Source organism: Rathayibacter sp. AY1G1, from assembly GCF_002932095.1.
In the GTDB taxonomy this organism is placed as follows: domain Bacteria; phylum Actinomycetota; class Actinomycetes; order Actinomycetales; family Microbacteriaceae; genus Rathayibacter.
The window spans coordinates 25,229-44,577 of sequence record NZ_PSUZ01000014.1; the positions used below are offsets into that span (position 1 = coordinate 25,229).

The window sequence follows — 19,349 nt, forward strand, 5'->3', positions numbered from 1 at the left end:
GAGCGTGTCCCGGCCGAGCGCTCCGTCACTGCGATCGGTACGCCGCCGGAGATGCACCGGTGGGAACGAGTCATCTGACCGGGTCGCTCCGGGTGCCCCCGTTCCTACGCTCGTCGGTACAACCGAGGAGAGAGCGGAGCGGACCATGGAGCAGCCGAACGTCGAGACGCGCAGTGCACGGCGGGTGATCGAGACCCTGACCGCCAACGGCGTGAAGTACGTCTTCGGGATCCCGGGAGCGAAGATCGATGCGGTCTTCGACGTCCTCGCCGACGAGGGGCCGGAGCTGATCGTCTGCCGGCACGAGCAGAACGCCGCCTTCATGGCCGCCGCGGTGGGGCGGCTCACGGGCAGCCCGGGCGTCGTCCTGGTGACCTCCGGCCCCGGCACGACCAACCTCGCCACCGGCCTGCTCACGGCCAACACGGAGCAGGACCCGGTCGTCGCGCTCGCCGGGGCCGTGCAGCTCTCCGACCGTCTCAAGCGCACGCACCAGTCGATGGACGCGGCCGCCTTCCTCACCACCGTGACGAAGTACACGGTCGAGTCGACGGATCCGGACGACGTCTCGGAGGCGGTCAGCAACGCCTTCCGCGCCGCCGTCACCGAGCCCCGAGGCGCCGCGGCGGTCGTCCTGTCGGCCAGCGTGATGGCCGCGCCGACCTCGCAGGTCATCACCCGGGCGGCCACGGGGCCGACGAGCGGTCCGGCGCGCGCCGAGGACCTCACCCACGCCGCCGACCTGATCAACACCGCGGAGCGGCCCGTCCTCCTCGTGGGACTCCGCGCGTCGGAGCCGGCGACCGTGGCGGCACTGCGGGTCCTGATCAGCGAGACGGAGCTGCCGGTGATCGAGACGTTCCAGGCGGCCGGCCTCGTCTCCCGCGAGCTCGAGGACCACTACCTCGGCCGCGTCGGCCTGTTCAAGAACCAGCCCGCCGACCTCGCCCTCGCCGAGTCCGACCTCGTCGTCGCGATCGGCTACGACGCCGTCGAGTACGACCCGGTGATCTGGAACAGCGACGTCGACCGCCGGATCGTCCACATCGACTCCGTCGACGCCCCGCTGGACAACCACTACCTGCCCGCGCTGGAGCTGAAGGGCGACCTCGCGCAGACCGTCGCGGCCCTCACGCCGCTCGTCTCCGGCCTGCAGCTCGACGAGGACGCGGCCGACCGGGTCGCACGGCACCGGAGCGAGCTGGAGCGGATCGACGACGCGGCGCGCACGGCCGAGGCTGCTCCCGGGACCGTCGATCCCGCCCGCCTCGTGCTCCTGATGCGCGACCTGCTCTCGGACGACGCCACCGTGGCCTGCGACATCGGCTCGAACTACATCTTCATGGCCCGGCACTTCCGGGTGTACGAGCCCAAGCACCTGCTCTTCTCGAACGGGCAGCAGACCCTCGGCGTCTCCTTCCCGTGGGGCATGGCGGCGAGCCTCCTGCGCCCCGGGACCCCGGTGGTCTCCGTCTCGGGCGACGGAGGTTTCCTGTTCTCCGCGACGGAGATCGAGACGGCGACGCGGCTCGGCCTCTCGTTCACGCACGTGATCATGCGGGACGACACCTACGACATGGTCGGCTTCCAGCAGCTGCTGAAGTACGGCCGCAAGTCCGGGGTCCAGCTCGGCGACTACGACATCGAGAAGTTCGCGGCGGCGTTCGGCGCCACGGGCAGGAGGGTGAGCGGCCTCGCCGAGTTCGAGGAGGCGTTCCGGGCGTCCCTGGCCGAGCCGGGCGTCTCGATCATCGACGTCGCGGTGGACTACAGCCGCAACGTCGACATCGCCGCTCACCTGGTCGAGGACGCCTTCGAATGAGCACGCACACGGTCGACTCGACCGACGACTACGCGATCTACCAGAGCTCGACCATGGCCGCGCTGCTGGCCGGGGTGTACGACGGGGACCTGACGATCCGCGAGCTGCTCACCCACGGCGACCTCGGGCTGGGCACCTTCAACCACCTGGACGGCGAGATGGTGATCGTCGACGGCGTCTGCTACCACCTGCGCAGCGACGGCTCCGTCCAGGTCGCGGACGGCGACGACCGGACGCCCTTCGCCGCCGTGCTGCCCTTCCACGCGACCACGACGTTCACGGTCGAGGAGCCGACCGGTCTCGCCGGACTCACCCGGCTGATCGATGACGCGGTCGACGGCGGGAACATCCCCGTCGCCCTGCGGATCGACGGCCGGTTCACCGAGGTCCGCACTCGGACCGTGGGCGAGCAGACGGAGCCGTACCCGCCCCTGATTGAGGCGACCGCCCACCAGAGCGTCACCGGCATCGCCGACACCCGCGGCACGATCGCGGGCTTCCGCACTCCGCAGTTCGAGCAGGCCGTGTCGGTCCCCGGGTACCACCTGCACTACGTCGACGACGCCCGCGAGAAGGGCGGGCACGTCCTCGACGTGACCGTGGCCGAGGTGACGGTCTCGCTCACTACCGTCGCCGGACTGCACCTCGCGCTTCCGGAGACGGACCAGTTCCGCCGGGCGGACCTGGCGATGAAGGACATCGCGGCGCAGGAGGCGCGAGCGGAGGGGTGAGGCGGGCGGGACCTCCGGGGAGACGGGCCGGCCGCGACCCGTCTCCCCGGAGGCCGGTCAGGGCGCGAGCTCCTCGCGGACGATCGCTGCTCCCGCGCTCAGCGCGCTGAGCTTCCCCCAGGCGAGGTCGCGGGGCAGCGGTGCCATGCCGCAGTTCGTGCTCGGGAGGAGCAGGTCCGCGTCGACGAACTGGAGGGCGCGGCGCAGGGTGTCGGCGACCTCCTCGGGCGTCTCGACGGTCCCGCTCGCCACGTCGATCGCTCCGAGCATGACCTTCTTGCCGCGGACGAGCTCGATCAGCTCCATCGGCACGTGGGAGTGGTGGCTCTCCAGCGAGACGATTTCGAGCGAGGACTGCTGGAGGAGCGGCAACGACTCCTCGTACTGCCGCCACTCCGACCCGAGGGTCGCCTTCCAGTCGGTGTTCGCCTTGATCCCGTAGCCGTAGCAGATGTGCACCGCGGTCTCGATGCGGAGTCCCTCCGCCGCCCTCTCCAGCGCGGCCACGCCCCAGTCCTGCACCTCGTCGAAGAAGACGGTGAAGGCGGGCTCGTCGAACTGGACGATGTCGACTCCGGCGTCCTGGAGGGCTCGCGCCTCCTCGTTGAGGATGGTCGCGAACTCCCACGCCAGCTTCTCGCGGCTCCCGTAGTGCCGGTCGGAGAGAGTGTCGATCATCGTCATCGGGCCGGGCAGCGCCCACTTGATGGGCTGATCGGTCTGCTCGCGCAGGAACCGGGCGTCGTCGGCGAACACGGGCCTCTCGAGCCCTACGGCGCCGACGACGGTCGGCACGCTCGCGTCGTACCGGTCGCGGATGCGCACCGTCTCGCGCCGCTCGAAGTCGACACCCGTGAGGTGCTCGATGAACGTCGTGACGAAGTGCTGCCGGGTCTGCTCCCCGTCACTGACGATGTCCAGGCCCCGGTGGTGCTGCTCGTGGACGGCGGCGCGCAGGGCGTCCTGCTTGCCCTCGGCCAGGGCGTCGCCGGTCAGGCGCCACGGGGACCACAGGGTCTCCGGCTGCGCGAGCCACGACGGCTTCGGCAGGCTGCCGGCGATCGAGGTGGGCAGGAGCGGGAGGGACGTCGAGGATCCGCGGGCGCTCATCGGACCGCTCCCGCGTACCCGGCGGCCCACTGCCGCAGCCGCTCCCCGTGCGGCTTCATGAGGTGCTCCTCCGCGAACCGCCCCTGCTCGACCGCGAGCCGACCGCGCTCCTCGCGGTCGTAGGAGACCGCGGGCCGCACGTAGTCCTGCTGCTCCAGGTCCGGCCGGTAGACGTCGGCGGCGGCCGAGCGCGCGCCGTAGATCTCGGGCCGGTAGATCCTCTGGAACGTCTCCATCGTGCTGATGGTGGCGATGAGCTGGAGGTCCGAGTAGTCCTCCAGCAGGTCGCCGCCGCAGTAGAACGCGAGCGGCGCCGTGCTGCCGGGCGGCATGAAGAAGCGGACCCCGAGGCCCATCTCCGCGAAGTACCGGTCGGTCAGCGAGAGCTCGTCCTGCCGGTACTCGACGCCGAGGATCGGATGGAGGGTCCCGGTGCGCCGGTACGTCCTGCTCGTCGAGACGCTGATGCAGATGACGGGCGGCGTCGACGAGAGCTCCGCGTACTGCGCGGAGTCCCGGAAGTGCTGGAAGAGCGCGCCGTGCAGGACGCCGAAGTCGTCGGGGACGGTGAAGCCGGCCTGCGCGGCGTTGACCGCCGGCAGCCGCACGCTGAAGTCGTGGTCGCGGAGGTAGGAGGAGAAGTTGTTCCCCAGTGTCCCCGGCTGACATCGGCCGGTGCGGCGGTCGAGGATCCGGGTGCGCAGGACCTCCAGCAGGGGGAACTCCCGGTCCTCGCCGTCCGCGGTGAGCCGCAGCCCGACGGAGACGATGTCGAGCCCGACCGTGTAGCGGCCGCGGCTCGGATCGTCGCCCGGCACGAGATCGTTCAACCGGTCGTCGATCATCCGCAGCGCGGTCCGGAGGTTCTCCCGGCGGCGCTCGCCGCGGGCCAGATTCGCGAAGTTGGTGGTGATCCGGGAGCTCTGGGCCGGCGAGTAGTCCTCGTCGAAGGGGGTGAGGGTGATGCTGAAGGCGGGTTCGTTCGTCATGATCGGCCGATCGGTAGGAGGGACTGGGGCGGGGGCGCGATCAGTGCGGGTGGTCCTCGGTCAGCTTGAAGCCGAGTCGGCCGTGCGCGAAGGCGGCTCCGGCTCCGATGGCGGCCGCGACCCAGGCTGATTCGGCGAGCTCGGTCTCGGTCGCACCGGCGCGCACGGCGTTCTGGCCGTGGCCGTCGATGCAGTAGACGCACTGCTTGCTGATGCCCACGGCGTAGGCGATGAGCTCGCGGTACTTGAGCGGGATCTCGCGACCCTGCGGAGCGAAGACGGCGGTGTCGAAGGCGGTGAACGCCGCAAGGACGTCGGGGGTCTCCTTCTTGTAGGCGGCGGTGTAGCGGCGGTCGGCTGCGCGGTCGTAGTAGGCGTCGGTCATGGTCTTCCTTCGGAGGTCGGAGAGGGGGCGGAGGGGATGAGGTCACGGCCGGGCGGGGATCTCCAGGCCGAGGTTCTCCCGCAGGGTCGTGCCCTCGTACTCGGTGCGCAGCGAACCGCGCTCCTGCAGCAGCGGCACGACGCGGTCGACGAACTCGTCCAGACCTCCCGGGTGCAGGTGCGAGCCGAGGACGACCCCGTCGCCGCCTCCGCTCTGCACGAACTCGTCGAGACGGTCGGCGACCTGCTCAGCCGTGCCTACGTACTCCGTGCGGTCGAAGACGGTCTCGGCGAGACCGCGGAGGGTGAGGTCGCGCTCCTGAGCGAGCGCACGCCAGGCGCGCACGGTCCCCGCGCGATCACCGTGGATCAGTGCGCGGCCCTCGATCAGCGGCGGCGTCTCGAGGTCGGGCTCGAGATCGGGTACCGGCCCGTCGACGTCGAAGCCCGACAGGTCCCGGTTCCAGACCTGCTCGAAGAGCACCTGGATCGTGCGCGGTGTGAGTTGCTGATCGCGGATCCACCGCGCTCTCTCCTCCGCCTCCGCAGCGGTGCCGCCGAGGACGACGGCGGCTGACGGGAGGATCCGCACGGAGCCGGCCGGGCGACCCGCCGCCGCGACCCGGGCCGCGATGTCGCGCGCGAACTCGTGCGCCTCAGGTCCCCGGTGGTAGGGGGAGAAGATCACGTCGGCGCTCGACGCCGCGAAGTCGCGACCCTGCGGAGAGACGCCCGCCTGCACGATCACCGGGCGGCCCTGCGGGCTGCGCGGCACGGTGAAACGGCCGGAGACGTCGAACTGGCTGCTCGAGACGGCGAACGACCCCGTCGACGAGTCGGCGAGGAACTCGCCGGAGGGGGCATCGGGTCGCACGGCGTCGGAGGTCCAGGTGTCCCAGAGCGTCGTCACCGCGCGGACGGCCTCCTCGGCACGGGCGTAGCGGTCGGCGCGGTCGAGGAAGCCGCCGCGGCGGAAGTTCGCGCCCGTGAAGGCGTCGAAGGACGTGACCACGTTCCACCCCGCTCGTCCGCCTGAGAGGTGGTCGAGGGTCGCGATCTGACGGGCGAGCTCGAAGGGCTCGTTGAACGTCGCGTTGAGCGTGCCGACCAGGCCGATGTGCTCCGTGACCGCGGCCAGCGCGGCGAGGAGCGGCAGAGTGTCCGGTCGTCCGGCGATGTCATGGTCGAACGGGCGCCCCGCGCGCTCCCGCAGTGCCAGACCCTCGGCGAGGAAGAAGTAGTCGAACCGCCCGCGCTCCGCGGTCTCTGCGACGCGGCGGAACGTCGAGAAGTCGACCTGGCTGCCGGCGTCGGGGTGCTCCCACAGGGTGTGCTCGTTCACCCCGCCCACGTAGGCGGCGAGGACGATCTGCTTCGGTCGCCGCGTCATGACTGCTCCTCGGAGGCGTAGCGGTTCGGGATCGACGTGGGCAGGCCCAGGGCTGAGCGGAGGGTGCGGCCCTCCTCCGTCCCGACGAGCAGACCGCGTCGGCGCAGCTCGGGCACGAGGTCGTCGGCGATCAGCGGCAGATCGGTGGCGAGAACCGCGGGTCGGAGGCGGACGCCGTCGTAGCCGAGCCGTGAGAGCTCGGCGATGCGGTCGGCGACGGACGCGGCCGACCCGGCGGCGACGGCGGCGTCGCCGGTGAGCGGTCGGCCGAGAGCGTCGAGGCGCGAGAGTCTGGCCGCGGCGGACTCCGCCGGGGTGTCGAGGACGACGACGAGGTCGGCGAGGACCCGCAGGCGCTCGCCCGTGCGCCCCGCCCCGCGCTCCGCCTCGGCGATCTCCTGGAGGATCCTCTCGGCGTCCGCTGCGTTCTGAGGCGTCGCGAACACGACGTCGGCCGAGCGCGCGGCGAAACGGTACGGGATGTCGGCGTGTGCGAGCGCGGCGACGACGGGCTGCCCCTGCGGCGGCCGGGGAGTGATCGCGGGGCCGCGCACCGAGAACCAGCGTCCTGCGAAGTCGACGCGGTGCACCTTGTCGGCGTCGAGGAAGCGATCGGTGGCGACGTCGCGGATCTCGGCGTCGTCCTCCCAGCTGTCCCAGAGTCTCCGTGCGACCTCGACGGCGTCGGCCGCCTCCTCGAAGAGCTCGTCGACGACGGCGCGGATCGCGGGGTCCTCGAGAAGGGGCGTGCCCGGCTCCGGCGGCACCATCGCCGCGATTCGTCGTCCGACGTGCGAGGCTTCGTCGACGCGTGACGACACCCTGACCTGCCAACCGCCCCGCCCCCGGCTCAGGTGGTCGAGCGTCGCGACGGCCTTCGACACGTGGAAGGGCTCCGTGTGCGTCACGGTGACCGTGGGCACGAGACCGATGCGGCTCGTGAGGGGGGCGACGTAGGAGGCGATCAGCAGCGCGTCGAGCCGGCCGCGGACCTCGTCGGTGCGGTCGTCGGCCAGGAAGGGGTCCGCCGATTGCAGGGCGAAGGAGTCCTCGATCGTCACGAAGTCGATCCCGCCGCGCTCCGCCCGCTGCACGATGTCCGCCCAGTACGCGCCGGTGAAGAGCGCGTCGGGACGGGCGCCAGGCTCGCGCCAGGACGCGGGGTGCCAGCCGGCGCCCTCGAGGGCGACGGCGAGGCTGAGGGGTGGGGCGGCGGTCATCGTGCTCCTCGGATCAGGGTGCCGGCTCGGACGAGCTCCTCGTCGTCGAGTGCGCGGAGGCGGCGCAGCAGCGCGCGCGCGACCTTGTCGTTCTCGCGGAACGACACCGCGTTCGTGCCCGGCCGGGAGAAGGCGCCGACGAACGGCGAGTCGGTGTACGGGCCGATCGCGTACCGGCGGCCGACGCGGCCTCCCGCCGTCGAGCGCAGCAGGGTGTCGTCCTGGTGCACGCGCAGCCTCCCGGTCGACAGGAGAGTGTCGCCGACGTCGACGAGGTCCTCGACCGCCGACCCCGACGCGACAAGCGCTCGCATCAGCGCGTCGTCACTCCTCGCAACGGACGTCCGGGGGAGGCGCGCGTCGACGAGAGCGTCAGCGAGGACGACCTGATCGGTCGCCCCGCCGCTCGCGACGAAGCGGCCCTTCTCTTCGGAAGTCTCCACACGGATGCCCGGGCCGAGGAAGTCGACGACGCCCGCGTCCGAGAGTGCGAGCAGCTCCTCGAGACGGTGCGCGGGCGGCCCGCTCGCGAGGAAGCTGAACCAGCCGAGCCACCATCCGTGCAGATCCTCGATCCGCGAGCGGGGCGTCCACCTCGCGGACGCGGTGAGATCGGCGACGAGGAAGTGGCTGCGCAGAAGCGCGAGGAAGAGCGCCATCGTGGCGCTGTGCTCCTGCCGGCTGCGCAGAGCCAGGTCGTCCCGGATATAGGCGCGCACCGCCTCCTGCAGCGCCGAGCCGTCGGCGAACCGCACATCGGCGAACGGGCGGTCGAGATCGGGGAGGAGCAGCCTGTCGAGGCTGTCCGGCACAGTGTCCGCGACGAGCGCGGTCAGAGTCCGCGCATCTCCGAGGACCCGCTCGGCGTCGGCCCCGAGTGCGGGGAGAGCGTACCCCTGTCCCGCTTCGGGTCGCGGGCCGCGGGAGCCGGCGAGGACCGAGGCGCGCGGGTCGAGCCGCGAGAACACCTCCGAGAAGTGCGTCCAGTCGGTGCTCACCCGGTCGGGGTGCCCGGTGAAGAGCTCACGGTAGTAGCCCCAGAGCATCTCCTGGGCGATCAGGGGCCAGACGTCCTCGCTGAAGTCGAGCGGGCGGTGTCGCGAGCGCAGCTCCTCGACGACGGACGCCGAGAACCAGCGGGGCTCGGGCGCGGCTCCCTGGATCGTCGAGCCGATCTTCGAGTGGTAGGGGACCCCGCGGCGGCTGCCGATCAGGATGCGCGGCTCACGTCCCGACGGGTGGTAGCGCAGTCCGCCGGCGTCGTCCCGTTCGAAGCGGCCGCCCCGGCCCTCGGTGAGCAGCACCAGGAGGTCGACCGCGACGAGGCCGAGGCCGCGCACGATCACGTCGTGTCCGGCGCGGAGGGATCCGAGGTCGGCGTCGGCCGTGAACGACGGCGGCAGGTAGGCGAGGCCGTGGCGCTCGGCGAACCCGGCCAGCCGGGTCTCGTCGACCGTCGGCAGAGCGCCGCTGTGCCCGAGCGAGAACAGGACCAGGTCCGCCTCGATCACGTCGCCGGAGTCGAGGACGACCCGCTGCGCACCGTCGTCGCGGCCGAGCACCTCGACGACGCGCGCCGCGTGCTCGCGGACCTCGACGTCAGGGCGGAGAGCGACGAGCGCCTCCCGGTGGAACCAGCGCAGATAGAGGCTCTGCAGCCGGCGGGTGGGGAAGCTGTCGGCGCGGAGCCCGTCGAGCTCGCGGCGCACGGCTTCGTCGCCCTCTGCGAGCGCGATCCGGCCGGCCCGCACCGCCTCCGCCCACTCGATCAGCGAGGGTCCGGGGCGCACCGGCCCCTCGATCGTCGCGCTCGCGTCGGTGAACATCGTCACGTCGGCTGCGCGCGAGTTGAGCTTCAGCAGCGGCGACTGCTCGTAGCGCCAGATCCGGCCGGGGCCGACGGGGTACGGGTCGACGACGTGGACGACGAGCGCGGCCGGCCCGAGGGCGTCCTCGGCGGCATTCGCGGCGAGGCGCTCGAGGACCCCGACCGCGCGGGGACCTCCCCCGACGATCACGAGGGAGCGGGTCCCGTCCGATGGCGCTGACATGCGTCCACGATGACCCTTCCCCCGTGAGGACGCCGCTCTGTGACGACTCGTGACGATGTGAAGAAGTGTGTAGCGGCGGGGTTGGAGCCGGGTGGCCGCGGACCCTAGCGTCGGCCCCCACGGCGTGCAGAACGGTGCGCCCCGACAGGCAGGAGCCTCGAGTGCCCATCGAATTCCTCGGCATCGCCGCGCTCAACGACGGCAGCGAGACACGAGCACGCAGCGGCGCGAGCTTCGACCCGGAGTACACGGTGCGTCTGGCCGCGGCTCATGAGGACAGCGGGTGGGACCGCATCCTGTTCGCCTACCACTCCGGAGCCCCCGACCCCGCCGTCGCCGCCGCTTTCATCGCGTCGCGGCTCGAGCGCATCCAGCTGCTGCTGGCGCACCGGCCCAACGTCTCCTACCCCACGGTCGCGGCGAAAGCCTTCGCGACCCTCGATCAGCTGAGTGGAGGCCGCCTGAGCGTCCACGTGATCACGGGCGGGTCGGACGCGGACCAGGCCGCGGAGGGCGACTACCTGAGCAAGGACGAGCGCTACGCGCGCACCGCCGAGTACATCAGGATCGTCAAGCAGGTCTGGACGACCCGTGAGCCGTTCGATCACGCCGGGGAGCACTACCGCTTCTCCCGGTTCGTCAGCGACGTCTGGCCGGTGCAGCAGCCTCGGCTGCAGATCTCGTTCGGAGGCTCCTCTCCCGCCGCTCTGTCCGTCGGTGCCGCCGAGAGCGACGTCTACGCGCTCTGGGGCGAGCCGCTGCGGGACACCGCCGAGCAGATCCGCAGCATCCGGGAGGCGGCGGCGGCGGCCGGCCGCGACGTCGCGCCGCGCATCCAGGTCGCCTTCCGACCCATCCTCGGGGCCACCGAGGAGCAGGCCTGGGAGAAGGCGGAGGGGATCCTCCGCCGCATCGAGGCGCGCACCCGCGAGACCGCCCCCGGAGGCCTCGCCGCGCCGGAGAACACCGGCTCGCAGCGCCTCCTCGCGATCGCCGCCGCAGGCGACCGTTTCGATCGCGCGCTCTGGACCAGGGCGGGAGTCGCCGCGGGAGCGCGCGGCAACTCGAACGCCCTCGTCGGGACGCCGGAGACGGTGGCCGCCGCGCTGCTCGACTACGTCGATCTCGGGGTCGACATCATCTCGGCGCGCGGCTACGACTACGTCGACGACACCCTCGACTTCGGTCGCCACGTGATACCGCTGGTGCGCGAGGAGATCGCTCGACGCGACGCCGCGGCCGCCCAGGCCGCCGAGGAGGCCGCTCGTGTCCTCGTCTGACACCGTCGCGGCCGACGAGTTCGTCCATGTGCGGGCCGATGACCCGCGGGCCCGGCCCCTGCTCGACGAGCTCGAGCGCGAGTACGACACCCGCTACGGCACCGCCTGGGGCGAGCCGGCATCGGCCGAGCTCGCGCGCTACCCGAGCGAGGTGTTCGCCCCGCCGGAGGGATCCTTCGTCCTGCTTCTGCGCGACGGCACCGCGATCGCCGGAGGCGCGCTGAAGAGATTCGACGACACGACCGCCGAGCTCAAGCGCATCTGGACATCCTCGGCGCACCGTCGGCAGGGACTCGCCCTGCGCGTGGTCGCAGAGCTCGAGGCGGAGGCCCGCCGGCTCGGCTACTCGACCGTCTACCTCACGACCGGGCCGCTCCAGCCGGAGGCGCAGCGGCTCTACCTCACCGCGGGCTACACACCGCTCTACGACGTGACCCAGCCTCCGGAGGTGGTCGTCCTGCACGGCTATGCGCGGACGCTCACCGATCGGCCGCTCGACGTCGCGAGGATCCGGACCGCGCACGACGACTCCTTCGCGCAGCTCACCGCGTCCCTGCCCGACGGCGGAGCACGCCTGCGCGGTCGCGTCACGGGGCGTGCCTCATGAGCGGCACGATCGCGCCGCCTCGACCGCGGGACACGTCCGGCCCCCTTCCCGGAGGCATCGACCTCGCCCGACTCGGCGAGCGGCCGGTGCTGCCGCTGCGCCACCCGGTGCGCTGGGTGGTCGCCGCACTGGTCCTCGTGCTCCTGCTGAACGCCGGACAGACCCTCTTCACGAACCCGTCGTGGGAGTGGCCGAAGGTCGGGACCTGGCTCTTCAGTCCGGCGATCCTGAAGGGGCTGCAGCTGACGCTCCTCGCCACCGCCATCAGCGCCGTGATCAGCTTCGTCGGAGGCATCGTCGTCGCCGTAGCCCGGCTCTCGGGCAATCCGGTGCTGTCGACGCTCAGCTGGGTCTACATCTGGCTGTTCCGCTCGGTGCCGCTGATCCTCGTCCTCATCTTCCTGTTCAATCTCGGCAACCTGTATCCGACCGTCGGCATCGGCATCCCCTTCGGTCCGCAGTGGTCGGTGCCGACGGTGTCGCTGCTGCCTCCGCTCGCCCTCGGCGTGATCGGCCTGAGCCTGTCCGAGATCGCCTACAGCGCCGAGGTCGTCCGTTCCGGGGTGCTCGCGGTCGATCAGGGGCAGCACGAAGCGGCGAAGGCGCTCGGGATCCCGCAGCGCCGCCAGTTCACCCGCATCATCCTCCCGCAGGCGCTCCGCTCGATCGTGCCCGCCTACGTGAACCAGATCATCGGCCTGCTGAAGGCGAGCTCGCTGCTGTTCTACGTCTCGCTGCTCGACCTGTTCGGGGTCGCTCAGAACCTCGGCAGCACGTACCCGACGGACATCATCCCCCTGCTCGTCGTCGCGACGATCTGGTACCTGGTGCTGACCTCGGCGATCTCGGTCGTGCAGTTCTACATCGAGCGCTTCTACGCCCGCGGCGCGCACCGGGAGCTCGCGCCCACGCCCCTCCAGCGGGTGCGGCGCTCGCTCGCCGGCCTGAGGAGTGCGCGATGACCGCCGCCATCGAGATCCACAACGCGACCAAGTCCTACGGCGACCGGACCGTGCTCCGGGGAGTCGACCTGCGCGTCGAGGCGGGCACCGTCACGGTTATCCTCGGTCCGAGCGGCTCGGGCAAGTCGACCCTGCTGCGGGCGATCAACCATCTCGAGAAGCTCGACGAGGGGTTCGTCTCCGTGAACGGCGAGCTGATCGGGGTGCGGCTGCGCGGCGGTCGGCTCAAGGAGCTGCGCGAGAAGGAGATCCTGCGCCAGAGGGCGAGGATCGGCTTCGTCTTCCAGAGCTTCAACCTCTTCCCGCACCTGACGATCCTCGAGAACGTCACCGAGGCGCCGATCTCGCAGGGGCAGCCGCCCGCGGAGGCCCGCGAGCGGGCACGCGCCCTGCTCGAGCACGTCCGTCTCGCCGACAAGGCGGCGGCCTATCCGAGGCAGCTCTCCGGCGGCCAGCAGCAGCGCGTGGCCATCGCGCGTGCGCTCGCGCTCGACCCCGAGGTGATCCTCTTCGACGAGCCGACCTCGGCTCTCGATCCCGAGCTCGTCGGGGAGGTGCTGCAGGTCATCCGGTCGCTGGCCGAGAGCGGCCGCACCCTCATCGTCGTGACCCACGAGATCGGCTTCGCCCGCGAGGTCGCCGACCGGGTGGTGTTCGTCGACGACGGCCTCGTCGTCGAGCAGGGCAGCCCGAGCGAGGTCCTCGACCGCCCGCAGAATCCGCGGACCCGCGACTTCCTCGGCCGAGTCCTCGGCTGAGCCCCCGCACTCCTCCTCCTCTCCATCCGCACGACAGACACAGGAATCGAATCATGACCAGACCGCACATCACTCGTTGGACCAGAGTCGGGGCGCTTCTCGCTGCCGCCGCGCTGACGACGGGCCTCGCGGCCTGCTCCGGTGCCGCCGCCTCCGACCCGGCCTCCCCGGGAGCCGCCTCCGGCACCACCACCGTCACCGTGGGTGCCCTCTCCAACGGAGCGGCGACCGAGACGGACATCGACGTGCCGGTCGTCGACGAGATCCGCGGCACGCTGCCGCAGGAGATCCTCGACCGCGGGACCCTGACGATCGGCGTCGGCGCTCTCCCCGCAGGCTTCCCTCCGCTCGCGTTCACCGGGACCGACACCGAGACCCTCACCGGCTCGGAGCCCGATCTCGGCCGCCTCGTCGCCGCCGTCCTCGGGCTGCAGCCCGAGGTGGAGAACTCCACCTGGGACAACCTCTTCGTGGGCATCGACACCGGAGGCAGCGACGTCGGCTTCTCGAACATCACCGTCACGGAGAAGCGCAAGGAGAAGTACGACTTCGCCTCCTACCGCGCCGACACCCTCGCGTTCCAGGTCCTCGCCTCGAACGACTGGGAGTTCGACGGCGACTACGAGAACCTCGACGGACTCACCGTCGCGGTCAGCAGCGGCACCAACCAGGAGAAGATCCTGCTCGAGTGGCAGGCCCGTCTGCAGTCCGAGGGCAGGTCCCTGGAGATCACGCGACTGCCCGATGCCAACTCCGTCACTCTCGCTCTCGGCTCCGGCCGGATCGACGCCTACTTCGGGCCCAACCCGACGACGGTCTACCAGAACCGGATCTCGGAGGACGGCGCCGACCCGACCCGCAACGCCGGCACGTTCTCCGGAGCGGGCGAATCGCTCGACGGGCTGATCGCGGCGACTGTGAAGAAGGACTCCGGACTCGCCGAGCCGATCGCCCAGGCCCTCGGCTACCTCATCGGGAACGGTCAGTACCAGGACTGGCTGTCGGCCTACGGCCTGCAGGACGAGGCCATGGACGAGGCCCTGGTGAACCCGCCCGGGCTCCCGCTCGACAACAGCTGAGCCGCCCCCGCCTCGGGCGCCCCGATCGACCAGCGGGGGCGCCCTCCGCCCGCTTCCCCGAGGACTCCCATGCACCTGTTCGACTCGCTCACGCGCGAACGACTCGACCGCCCGACGAGCCGCAAGTGGAGCCTCCGCCCCGGCACCATCGGAGCCTGGGTCGCCGAGATGGACTTCGGTACGGCGCCGGCCGTTCGGAGGGCACTGCACGACGCCGTGGCCGGCGACGTGCTGGGCTATCTGTCCCCCTCGACTGCGGGCGAGCTGGGCGAGGCCGCCGCGGAGTACCTCGCTGAGCAGTACGCGTGGACGGTCGACCCCGCCCGCGTGCACTCCGTCTCGGATGTCATGGCCGCGCTCGGAGTGGCCGTCACCGAGTTCTCCCGCCCCGGCTCACCGGTGATCGTGCCTACCCCCGCTTACATGCCGTTCCTCACCTACCTGTCGGCCATCGGACGCGAGGTGATCGAGGTCCCGGGAACGATCGTCGACGGCCGCTGGGAGCACGACCTCGACGGGATCGATGCGGCCTTCGCGCAGGGAGCGGGCACCCTGGTGCTCTGCAATCCGCACAACCCGACGGGCTCGGTCCTGCCGCGGTCCGAGCTCGAAGGTCTCGCCGCTGTCGTCGAGCGCCACGGCGGGCGGGTCTTCGCCGACGAGATCCACGCGCCGCTGCGGTTCGACGGCGTCCCCCACATCCCCTACGCCTCGGTCTCGGAGGAGGCCGCCCGGCATTCCGTCACCGGAACGAGCGCCTCGAAGGCGTGGAACATCCCCGGCCTGAAGGCCGCGCAGCTGATCACCACGAACGACGCAGACGAGGACGTCTACTCGCGCTTCGGGTTCGCGGTGCAGCACGGCGCTTCGAATCTCGGCGTGATCGCCTCGACGGCCGCCTACCGGGAGGGCGGAGCGTGGCTCGACGAGGTCGTCGACTACCTCGACGGCAACCGGCGCCTCATCGCCGACTTCCTCGCCTCCGAGCTGCCCCGGATCGGGCACCGCACCCCGGAGGCGACGTATCTCGCCTGGTTCGACCTGGGTGCTCTCGGCCTCGCCGATCCCGCGCAGCACCTGCAGCGCGAGGCGGGAGTGACGCTCACCTCCGGACGCCTGTGCGGCGCCGGCTACGCCGACCACGTGCGTCTCGTCTTCGCCATGCCGCGTCCCCTCCTCCTCGAGACGCTCGAAGCCGTGCGGGCCGCCGTGTGAACGGCGGAGCGCCTTCGCGGGGACTCGACGAGGTGGGACGGCGGAGCACCGAGGCGGGCGGCATCGCACGACAGTGGCGAGGAGCCGTCCTTCAGCGCCTCCGCTCCCTCTGCACCCCCGATGAGGCCGGGCCGCCGGCGGTGGACCGGGCGGCCTCGCGTGTCGAGGCTGTGCAGCTCGCCCACGAGATCGAGCACGGATCCTTCCGCCCGGTGCCCGGCCGGGCGCAGGATCCGGAGTGAGACGGGGCGGACCCCCCCTACGTCCCGAAGAGGTTGGCGCGGGTCCCGCCGGGAGCGAGCTCGTCGCGGAGGATCCCGCGGCGGCGCAGCACGGGGACGAGGTCGTCGAGCATCCGGTGCAGGGTGACCGGGTGCAGGTCCCCGGAGAGGAGGAGCCCGTCGCTGCCGCCGTCGTCGCCGAGCTCCTCGACGAAGTCGGCGAACTCCTCCGCGGTGCCGACGAAGCCGGCGCGCTCGGCGACGCGGCCCTTGCGCGCCTTCCTGATGAGCAGCTCCCGCAGCGGAGCGTCCTCCGTGCCGCCGTAGAGGCCGGCGATGGTGCCGTGCGAGACGTGCTCGCCGAACACCGACCGCGGGACGGGGAGGTCCAGGTCCAGCCCGGTGAGGTCGGTCTCCAGGTCGCTCGACCAGCCGAGCGCGATCCGCCGCAGCGCGTCCTCGTCGGGGTGGCGCGACGCCTCGACGACGCGCGCGGCCTCCTCCGGGCTCGACACGATCTCGGGCTTCACGACGAAGAGCACGCGCAGGTCGTCCGCCGTCCGCCCGAGCTGCTCGGCCGCGGCGAGCACGCGCGCCCGGTAGTCGCGCACCGCCCGGGCCTCCAGAGGGGCGAGCGCGAGCTGCACGTCCGACTGCGTGCCGGCGAAGGCCAGCCCGCGGGGGGAGCCGCCTGGGGAGACGACGATCGGGTCGCCGTTCGCGAAGGGGACGGCGTTCAGGGGGCCGTCCACGCGGAAGTGCTCCCCGCGGTGCCGGAACGCGTCGATCCGGGTGCCGTCGGCGTAGCGGCCCGACCCGGGGTCGGCGACCAGCGCGCCCTCGCCCCAGCTGTGCCAGAGCCGGCGGACGACCGCCATCCACTCGTCGGCCCGGTCGTAGGCCGCGTCGTGCGACAGCGGCTCCAGGCCCACGTGTCGGGCGCTGCCGACGTCGGTGACCAGGTTGATCCCGAAGCGGTCGGAGCTGAGGTGCTGCAGCGTCGCCGCCTGCCGGGCAGCGAGGTACGGGGGCGTGATGCCGGCGTTGATCGTCGGGGCCAGCCCGATCCGCTCGGTCGCCGCGAACAGGTACGGCGCCAGGAGGAGCGGATCGTGCTTCGGCCCGCCGTACGCCCCCCGCACCCGCAGGTCGAGCGTCTCCGGGGAGCCGAGCGAGACGGCGTCCTCCATCACGATCAGCTCGAAGCCGGCCTGCTCCAGCTCGCGGGCCGACTGCTGGTAGAGGCCGGGCTTCGTCCAGTCGTGGTTCCACTCCCGGTAGGGGTGCCCCCACCCCTGCGGGCCGAAGCCGCGGGAGAAGAACCAGCCGAAGTGCTGACGGCGCGCCACGCTCACACCTCCGCGAGCGCGGGGAGGGCGTGTGCGCGCACCGCGGCGAGCCCGCGCTCGAGGTCGCGGAGGAGGTCGTCGACGTCCTCGATCCCGATCGACAGCCGGAGGAGCCCGGGGTGGATCCCGGCGGCGGCGCGCTCGGCGGGGGTGCGTCCGGCGTGGGTGGTCGACGCGGGATGCAGCACCAGCGAGCGCACGTCGCCGAGGTGGGTCATGTGGCTGAACAGCTCGACGGCGTCGATGAAGGCGGCCGCGCCCGCCTCCCCTCCGGCCACGGTGAAGGAGAAGACGGAGCCCTGCCCGCGGGGGAGCAGGCGCTGCGCGAGGGCGAACGACGGGCTCGACTCCAGGCCGGAGTAGTCGACCGACACGACCTCGGGCCGCCCCTCGAGGAAGCGGGCGACGGCGAGGGCGTTCGCGGAGTGCCGCTCGACCCGCAGCGACAGCGTCTCGACGCCCTGCCGCAGCAGGAAGGAGTTCAACGGTGACGGCGTCGGTCCCAGGCGGGAGACCACGATGTCCCGCGTGTACGAGACGAAGGCGCGCCGGCCGTGCTGCTCGGTCCAGCTGCGGCCGCCGAACGACCGCTCCTCCTGGTTGAGGTGCGGGAAGAGCGCGGGGCGCGCCGCCCAGTCGAACGTGCCGGCGTCGACGATCACGCCGCCGAGGGCGGAGCCGTGCCCGGCGAGGAACTTGCTGGTCGAGTGCACGACCACGTCGGCCCCGTGCTCGATCGGGCGGAGGAGGTACGGGGTCGCGAGCGTGTTGTCGACCACGAACGGCAGCCCGTGCCGATGCGCGATCGCGGCCAGCGCCGGGAGGTCCAGCAGATCGTTCTTCGGGTTCGGGATCGGCTCGCCGAAGAGGACCCGGGTGTCGGGCCCGATCCGCCGCTCCCACTCGCCGAGGTCCGACGCGTCGTCGACGAAGTCCACGCCGATCCCGAGCCGACCGAAGTTCTGCACCAGCAGCCCCCGGTTGCCCTCGTACAAGCGGCGCGACGAGAGCACCCGGTCGCCGGCCTGCAGGATCCCCAGGAGAGCGGAGGCGGTGGCCGCCTGGCCGCTCGCCACCAGGATCGCCTCGGCGCCGCCCTCGAGATCGGCGAGCCGACGCTCGACCTCCTCGGTGGTCGGGTTCCCGTTGCGGGTGTAGAGGTAGCCCTCGTCCTCGCCGGCGAACCGCTCGCGGGCGTGCTCGAAGCTGTCGAACACGAAGCCGGCGCTGAGGTGCACGGGCGTGACGCGCGCTCCGTGGGCGCCGTCGGGCGCGGCACCGGCGTGCACCTGGCGCGTGGTGAAGCCGGCCGCCGCGGAGGCACGGGGTGCGGGCGCGGAGACCCTGGTCGCGGCGCTCGCCGCCGCAGTGGTCGCGGTGGTCGCCGGTGCAGTGATCGTCACGGTGTGCTCCTGTCCAGACGCCCGGAAGGCGGATGCCGGGAGCCTGTCAGGCCGAGGGGAGTGCGCGCCGGATCGTGACGGAGTGTGACTGCGCGGGTCGTGGACGTCGACCGCTCGGCGTCCACGGGTCGTGCCTCAGCTGTGCGTCGTGTTCGCCCGGATCTCCTCGACGGACAGCTCCGGCGCACCGCCCGCCGCAGCCGCCGGGTCCATCCAGACGAAGTCCCAGTGGTGGCCGTCGAGGTCGTCGAAGCTCTTCGAGTACATGAAACCGTGGTCCTGCTCGCCGGCCGGGGTCGCGCCCGCGGCGAGGGCCCTGCCGTGGAGGGTGTCGACCTCCTCCCTGCTGTCGGCGCTGAGGGCGAGCTGCACCTCGGTCGAGGTGGTGGCGTCGATGATCGGCTTGCTGGTGAACTCGGCGAAGAACTCCCGAGTGAGCAGCATCGCGGTGATCGTGTCACTGATCACCACGCTGACGGCGTTCTCGTCGCTGAAGCCCTCGTTGATCGAGTAGCCGAGCGACTCGTAGAAGGCCCTCGCCCGGGCGAGATCGGCGACGGCCAGGTTGACGAAGAGCATGGTGGGCATCGGTGCACCGTTCCTGTCGGGTCGCCGGTGGCACGCCGCCGCCGGTCGTGACTGCATGATGATGACCGGCCGGCGGCGGTGTCAAGGAAGCGCCGTCGAGAAGGCGGCGGATGCCCGGTGCGGGGCGCCCGGGTGAGACTGCGGCGCGCGAGCGGGGAGCGGCTCATCGTCGTGAAGCCCTTTGGGAAGG

The 19,349-nt window shown here is 71.9% G+C and carries 17 protein-coding genes; 8 read left to right on the forward strand and 9 right to left on the reverse strand.

Annotated features, from left to right (window positions below):
• Nucleotides 1-145 precede the first annotated feature (145 nt).
• Nucleotides 146-1,822 carry an acetolactate synthase AlsS gene (gene alsS, locus C5C36_RS09430; protein ID WP_104283990.1) on the forward strand — a complete coding sequence of 559 codons (1,677 nt, stop codon included), beginning with the start codon at nucleotides 146-148 and terminating at the stop codon, nucleotides 1,820-1,822.
• On the forward strand, nucleotides 1,819-2,553 hold the full coding sequence (gene budA / locus C5C36_RS09435) for an acetolactate decarboxylase (protein ID WP_104255916.1): 735 nt from the start codon (nucleotides 1,819-1,821) through the stop codon (nucleotides 2,551-2,553). Before alsS ends, budA begins: the two co-directional genes overlap by 4 nt.
• A 57-nt stretch (nucleotides 2,554-2,610) precedes the next feature.
• On the opposite strand, the gene C5C36_RS09440 is transcribed toward budA, so the two are convergent.
• The 6 genes from C5C36_RS09440 to C5C36_RS09465 are packed head-to-tail and all read right to left on the reverse strand — an operon-like array spanning nucleotide 2,611 to nucleotide 9,697.
• The gene (locus tag C5C36_RS09440; protein WP_104309633.1) at nucleotides 2,611-3,663 is read right to left on the reverse strand and encodes a methionine synthase; all 1,053 of its coding nucleotides are present in this window, start codon (nucleotides 3,661-3,663) and stop codon (nucleotides 2,611-2,613) included.
• Complete coding sequence (locus tag C5C36_RS09445; RefSeq protein ID WP_104309634.1) at nucleotides 3,660-4,652, reverse strand: putative oxygenase MesX; 993 nt, start codon at nucleotides 4,650-4,652, stop codon at nucleotides 3,660-3,662. The genes C5C36_RS09440 and C5C36_RS09445 overlap by 4 nt, the downstream gene beginning before the upstream one ends.
• Nucleotides 4,653-4,692: 40 nt before the next feature.
• Nucleotides 4,693-5,037 (reverse strand): carboxymuconolactone decarboxylase family protein, encoded by a 345-nt coding sequence (locus tag C5C36_RS09450; RefSeq protein WP_104223293.1) that lies wholly within the window; start codon nucleotides 5,035-5,037, stop codon nucleotides 4,693-4,695.
• A 42-nt stretch (nucleotides 5,038-5,079) separates the two neighbouring features.
• Nucleotides 5,080-6,426 (reverse strand): NtaA/DmoA family FMN-dependent monooxygenase, encoded by a 1,347-nt coding sequence (locus C5C36_RS09455; protein ID WP_104309635.1) that lies wholly within the window; start codon nucleotides 6,424-6,426, stop codon nucleotides 5,080-5,082.
• A complete protein-coding gene (locus C5C36_RS09460) occupies nucleotides 6,423-7,646 on the reverse strand; it encodes an LLM class flavin-dependent oxidoreductase (protein ID WP_104223291.1) in 1,224 nt (407 codons plus the stop codon). Before C5C36_RS09460 ends, C5C36_RS09455 begins: the two co-directional genes overlap by 4 nt.
• Nucleotides 7,643-9,697 (reverse strand): FAD/NAD(P)-binding domain-containing protein, encoded by a 2,055-nt coding sequence (locus C5C36_RS09465; protein ID WP_104309636.1) that lies wholly within the window; start codon nucleotides 9,695-9,697, stop codon nucleotides 7,643-7,645. Before C5C36_RS09465 ends, C5C36_RS09460 begins: the two co-directional genes overlap by 4 nt.
• A gap of 161 nt (nucleotides 9,698-9,858) precedes the next feature.
• Here C5C36_RS09465 and C5C36_RS09470 point away from each other — a divergent pair, with 161 nt between their 5' ends.
• The 6 genes from C5C36_RS09470 to C5C36_RS09495 all read left to right on the forward strand — a co-directional run bounded on the left by C5C36_RS09470 (nucleotide 9,859) and on the right by C5C36_RS09495 (nucleotide 15,598).
• The gene (locus C5C36_RS09470; RefSeq protein WP_104309637.1) at nucleotides 9,859-10,977 is read left to right on the forward strand and encodes an LLM class flavin-dependent oxidoreductase; all 1,119 of its coding nucleotides are present in this window, start codon (nucleotides 9,859-9,861) and stop codon (nucleotides 10,975-10,977) included.
• Entirely contained in the window at nucleotides 10,964-11,584 is a 621-nt protein-coding gene (locus tag C5C36_RS09475) for a GNAT family N-acetyltransferase (protein WP_219812350.1), read from the forward strand. The genes C5C36_RS09470 and C5C36_RS09475 overlap by 14 nt, the downstream gene beginning before the upstream one ends.
• Nucleotides 11,581-12,546: an amino acid ABC transporter permease gene (locus tag C5C36_RS09480; protein ID WP_104309638.1), complete on the forward strand. Its 966-nt coding sequence runs from the start codon at nucleotides 11,581-11,583 to the stop codon at nucleotides 12,544-12,546. Before C5C36_RS09475 ends, C5C36_RS09480 begins: the two co-directional genes overlap by 4 nt.
• The gene (locus tag C5C36_RS09485; protein ID WP_104223287.1) at nucleotides 12,543-13,304 is read left to right on the forward strand and encodes an amino acid ABC transporter ATP-binding protein; all 762 of its coding nucleotides are present in this window, start codon (nucleotides 12,543-12,545) and stop codon (nucleotides 13,302-13,304) included. Before C5C36_RS09480 ends, C5C36_RS09485 begins: the two co-directional genes overlap by 4 nt.
• A gap of 53 nt (nucleotides 13,305-13,357) precedes the next feature.
• Nucleotides 13,358-14,383 (forward strand): transporter substrate-binding domain-containing protein, encoded by a 1,026-nt coding sequence (locus tag C5C36_RS09490; RefSeq protein WP_104309639.1) that lies wholly within the window; start codon nucleotides 13,358-13,360, stop codon nucleotides 14,381-14,383.
• 69 nt (nucleotides 14,384-14,452) lie between these two features.
• Nucleotides 14,453-15,598 carry a MalY/PatB family protein gene (locus tag C5C36_RS09495; protein WP_104247108.1) on the forward strand — a complete coding sequence of 382 codons (1,146 nt, stop codon included), beginning with the start codon at nucleotides 14,453-14,455 and terminating at the stop codon, nucleotides 15,596-15,598.
• A 259-nt stretch (nucleotides 15,599-15,857) separates the two neighbouring features.
• Here the strand turns inward: C5C36_RS09495 and C5C36_RS09505 are convergent, their stop codons facing one another.
• From C5C36_RS09505 to C5C36_RS09515, 3 genes are all read right to left on the reverse strand, one after another.
• Nucleotides 15,858-17,168 carry an LLM class flavin-dependent oxidoreductase gene (locus tag C5C36_RS09505; protein ID WP_104309641.1) on the reverse strand — a complete coding sequence of 437 codons (1,311 nt, stop codon included), beginning with the start codon at nucleotides 17,166-17,168 and terminating at the stop codon, nucleotides 15,858-15,860.
• Between the two features lie 2 nt (nucleotides 17,169-17,170).
• The gene (locus tag C5C36_RS09510) at nucleotides 17,171-18,571 is read right to left on the reverse strand and encodes an O-acetylhomoserine aminocarboxypropyltransferase/cysteine synthase family protein (RefSeq protein ID WP_258072247.1); all 1,401 of its coding nucleotides are present in this window, start codon (nucleotides 18,569-18,571) and stop codon (nucleotides 17,171-17,173) included.
• Nucleotides 18,572-18,706: 135 nt separating this feature from the next.
• Nucleotides 18,707-19,159: a VOC family protein gene (locus tag C5C36_RS09515; protein WP_104238888.1), complete on the reverse strand. Its 453-nt coding sequence runs from the start codon at nucleotides 19,157-19,159 to the stop codon at nucleotides 18,707-18,709.
• Between the last annotated feature and the right edge of the window lie 190 nt (nucleotides 19,160-19,349).

Excerpts from the sequence above, each read along its gene's own strand:
- alsS (WP_104283990.1), top strand. The coding sequence starts at position 146 with ATGGAGCAGCCGAACGTCGAGACGCGCAGTGCACGGCGGGTGATCGAG.
- budA (WP_104255916.1), top strand. The coding sequence starts at position 1,819 with ATGAGCACGCACACGGTCGACTCGACCGACGACTACGCGATCTACCAG.
- C5C36_RS09440 (WP_104309633.1), bottom strand. The coding sequence starts at position 3,663 with ATGAGCGCCCGCGGATCCTCGACGTCCCTCCCGCTCCTGCCCACCTCG.
- C5C36_RS09445 (WP_104309634.1), bottom strand. The coding sequence starts at position 4,652 with ATGACGAACGAACCCGCCTTCAGCATCACCCTCACCCCCTTCGACGAG.
- C5C36_RS09450 (WP_104223293.1), bottom strand. The coding sequence starts at position 5,037 with ATGACCGACGCCTACTACGACCGCGCAGCCGACCGCCGCTACACCGCC.
- C5C36_RS09455 (WP_104309635.1), bottom strand. The coding sequence starts at position 6,426 with ATGACGCGGCGACCGAAGCAGATCGTCCTCGCCGCCTACGTGGGCGGG.
- C5C36_RS09460 (WP_104223291.1), bottom strand. The coding sequence starts at position 7,646 with ATGACCGCCGCCCCACCCCTCAGCCTCGCCGTCGCCCTCGAGGGCGCC.
- C5C36_RS09465 (WP_104309636.1), bottom strand. The coding sequence starts at position 9,697 with ATGTCAGCGCCATCGGACGGGACCCGCTCCCTCGTGATCGTCGGGGGA.
- C5C36_RS09480 (WP_104309638.1), top strand. The coding sequence starts at position 11,581 with ATGAGCGGCACGATCGCGCCGCCTCGACCGCGGGACACGTCCGGCCCC.
- C5C36_RS09485 (WP_104223287.1), top strand. The coding sequence starts at position 12,543 with ATGACCGCCGCCATCGAGATCCACAACGCGACCAAGTCCTACGGCGAC.
- C5C36_RS09490 (WP_104309639.1), top strand. The coding sequence starts at position 13,358 with ATGACCAGACCGCACATCACTCGTTGGACCAGAGTCGGGGCGCTTCTC.
- C5C36_RS09495 (WP_104247108.1), top strand. The coding sequence starts at position 14,453 with ATGCACCTGTTCGACTCGCTCACGCGCGAACGACTCGACCGCCCGACG.
- C5C36_RS09515 (WP_104238888.1), bottom strand. The coding sequence starts at position 19,159 with ATGCCCACCATGCTCTTCGTCAACCTGGCCGTCGCCGATCTCGCCCGG.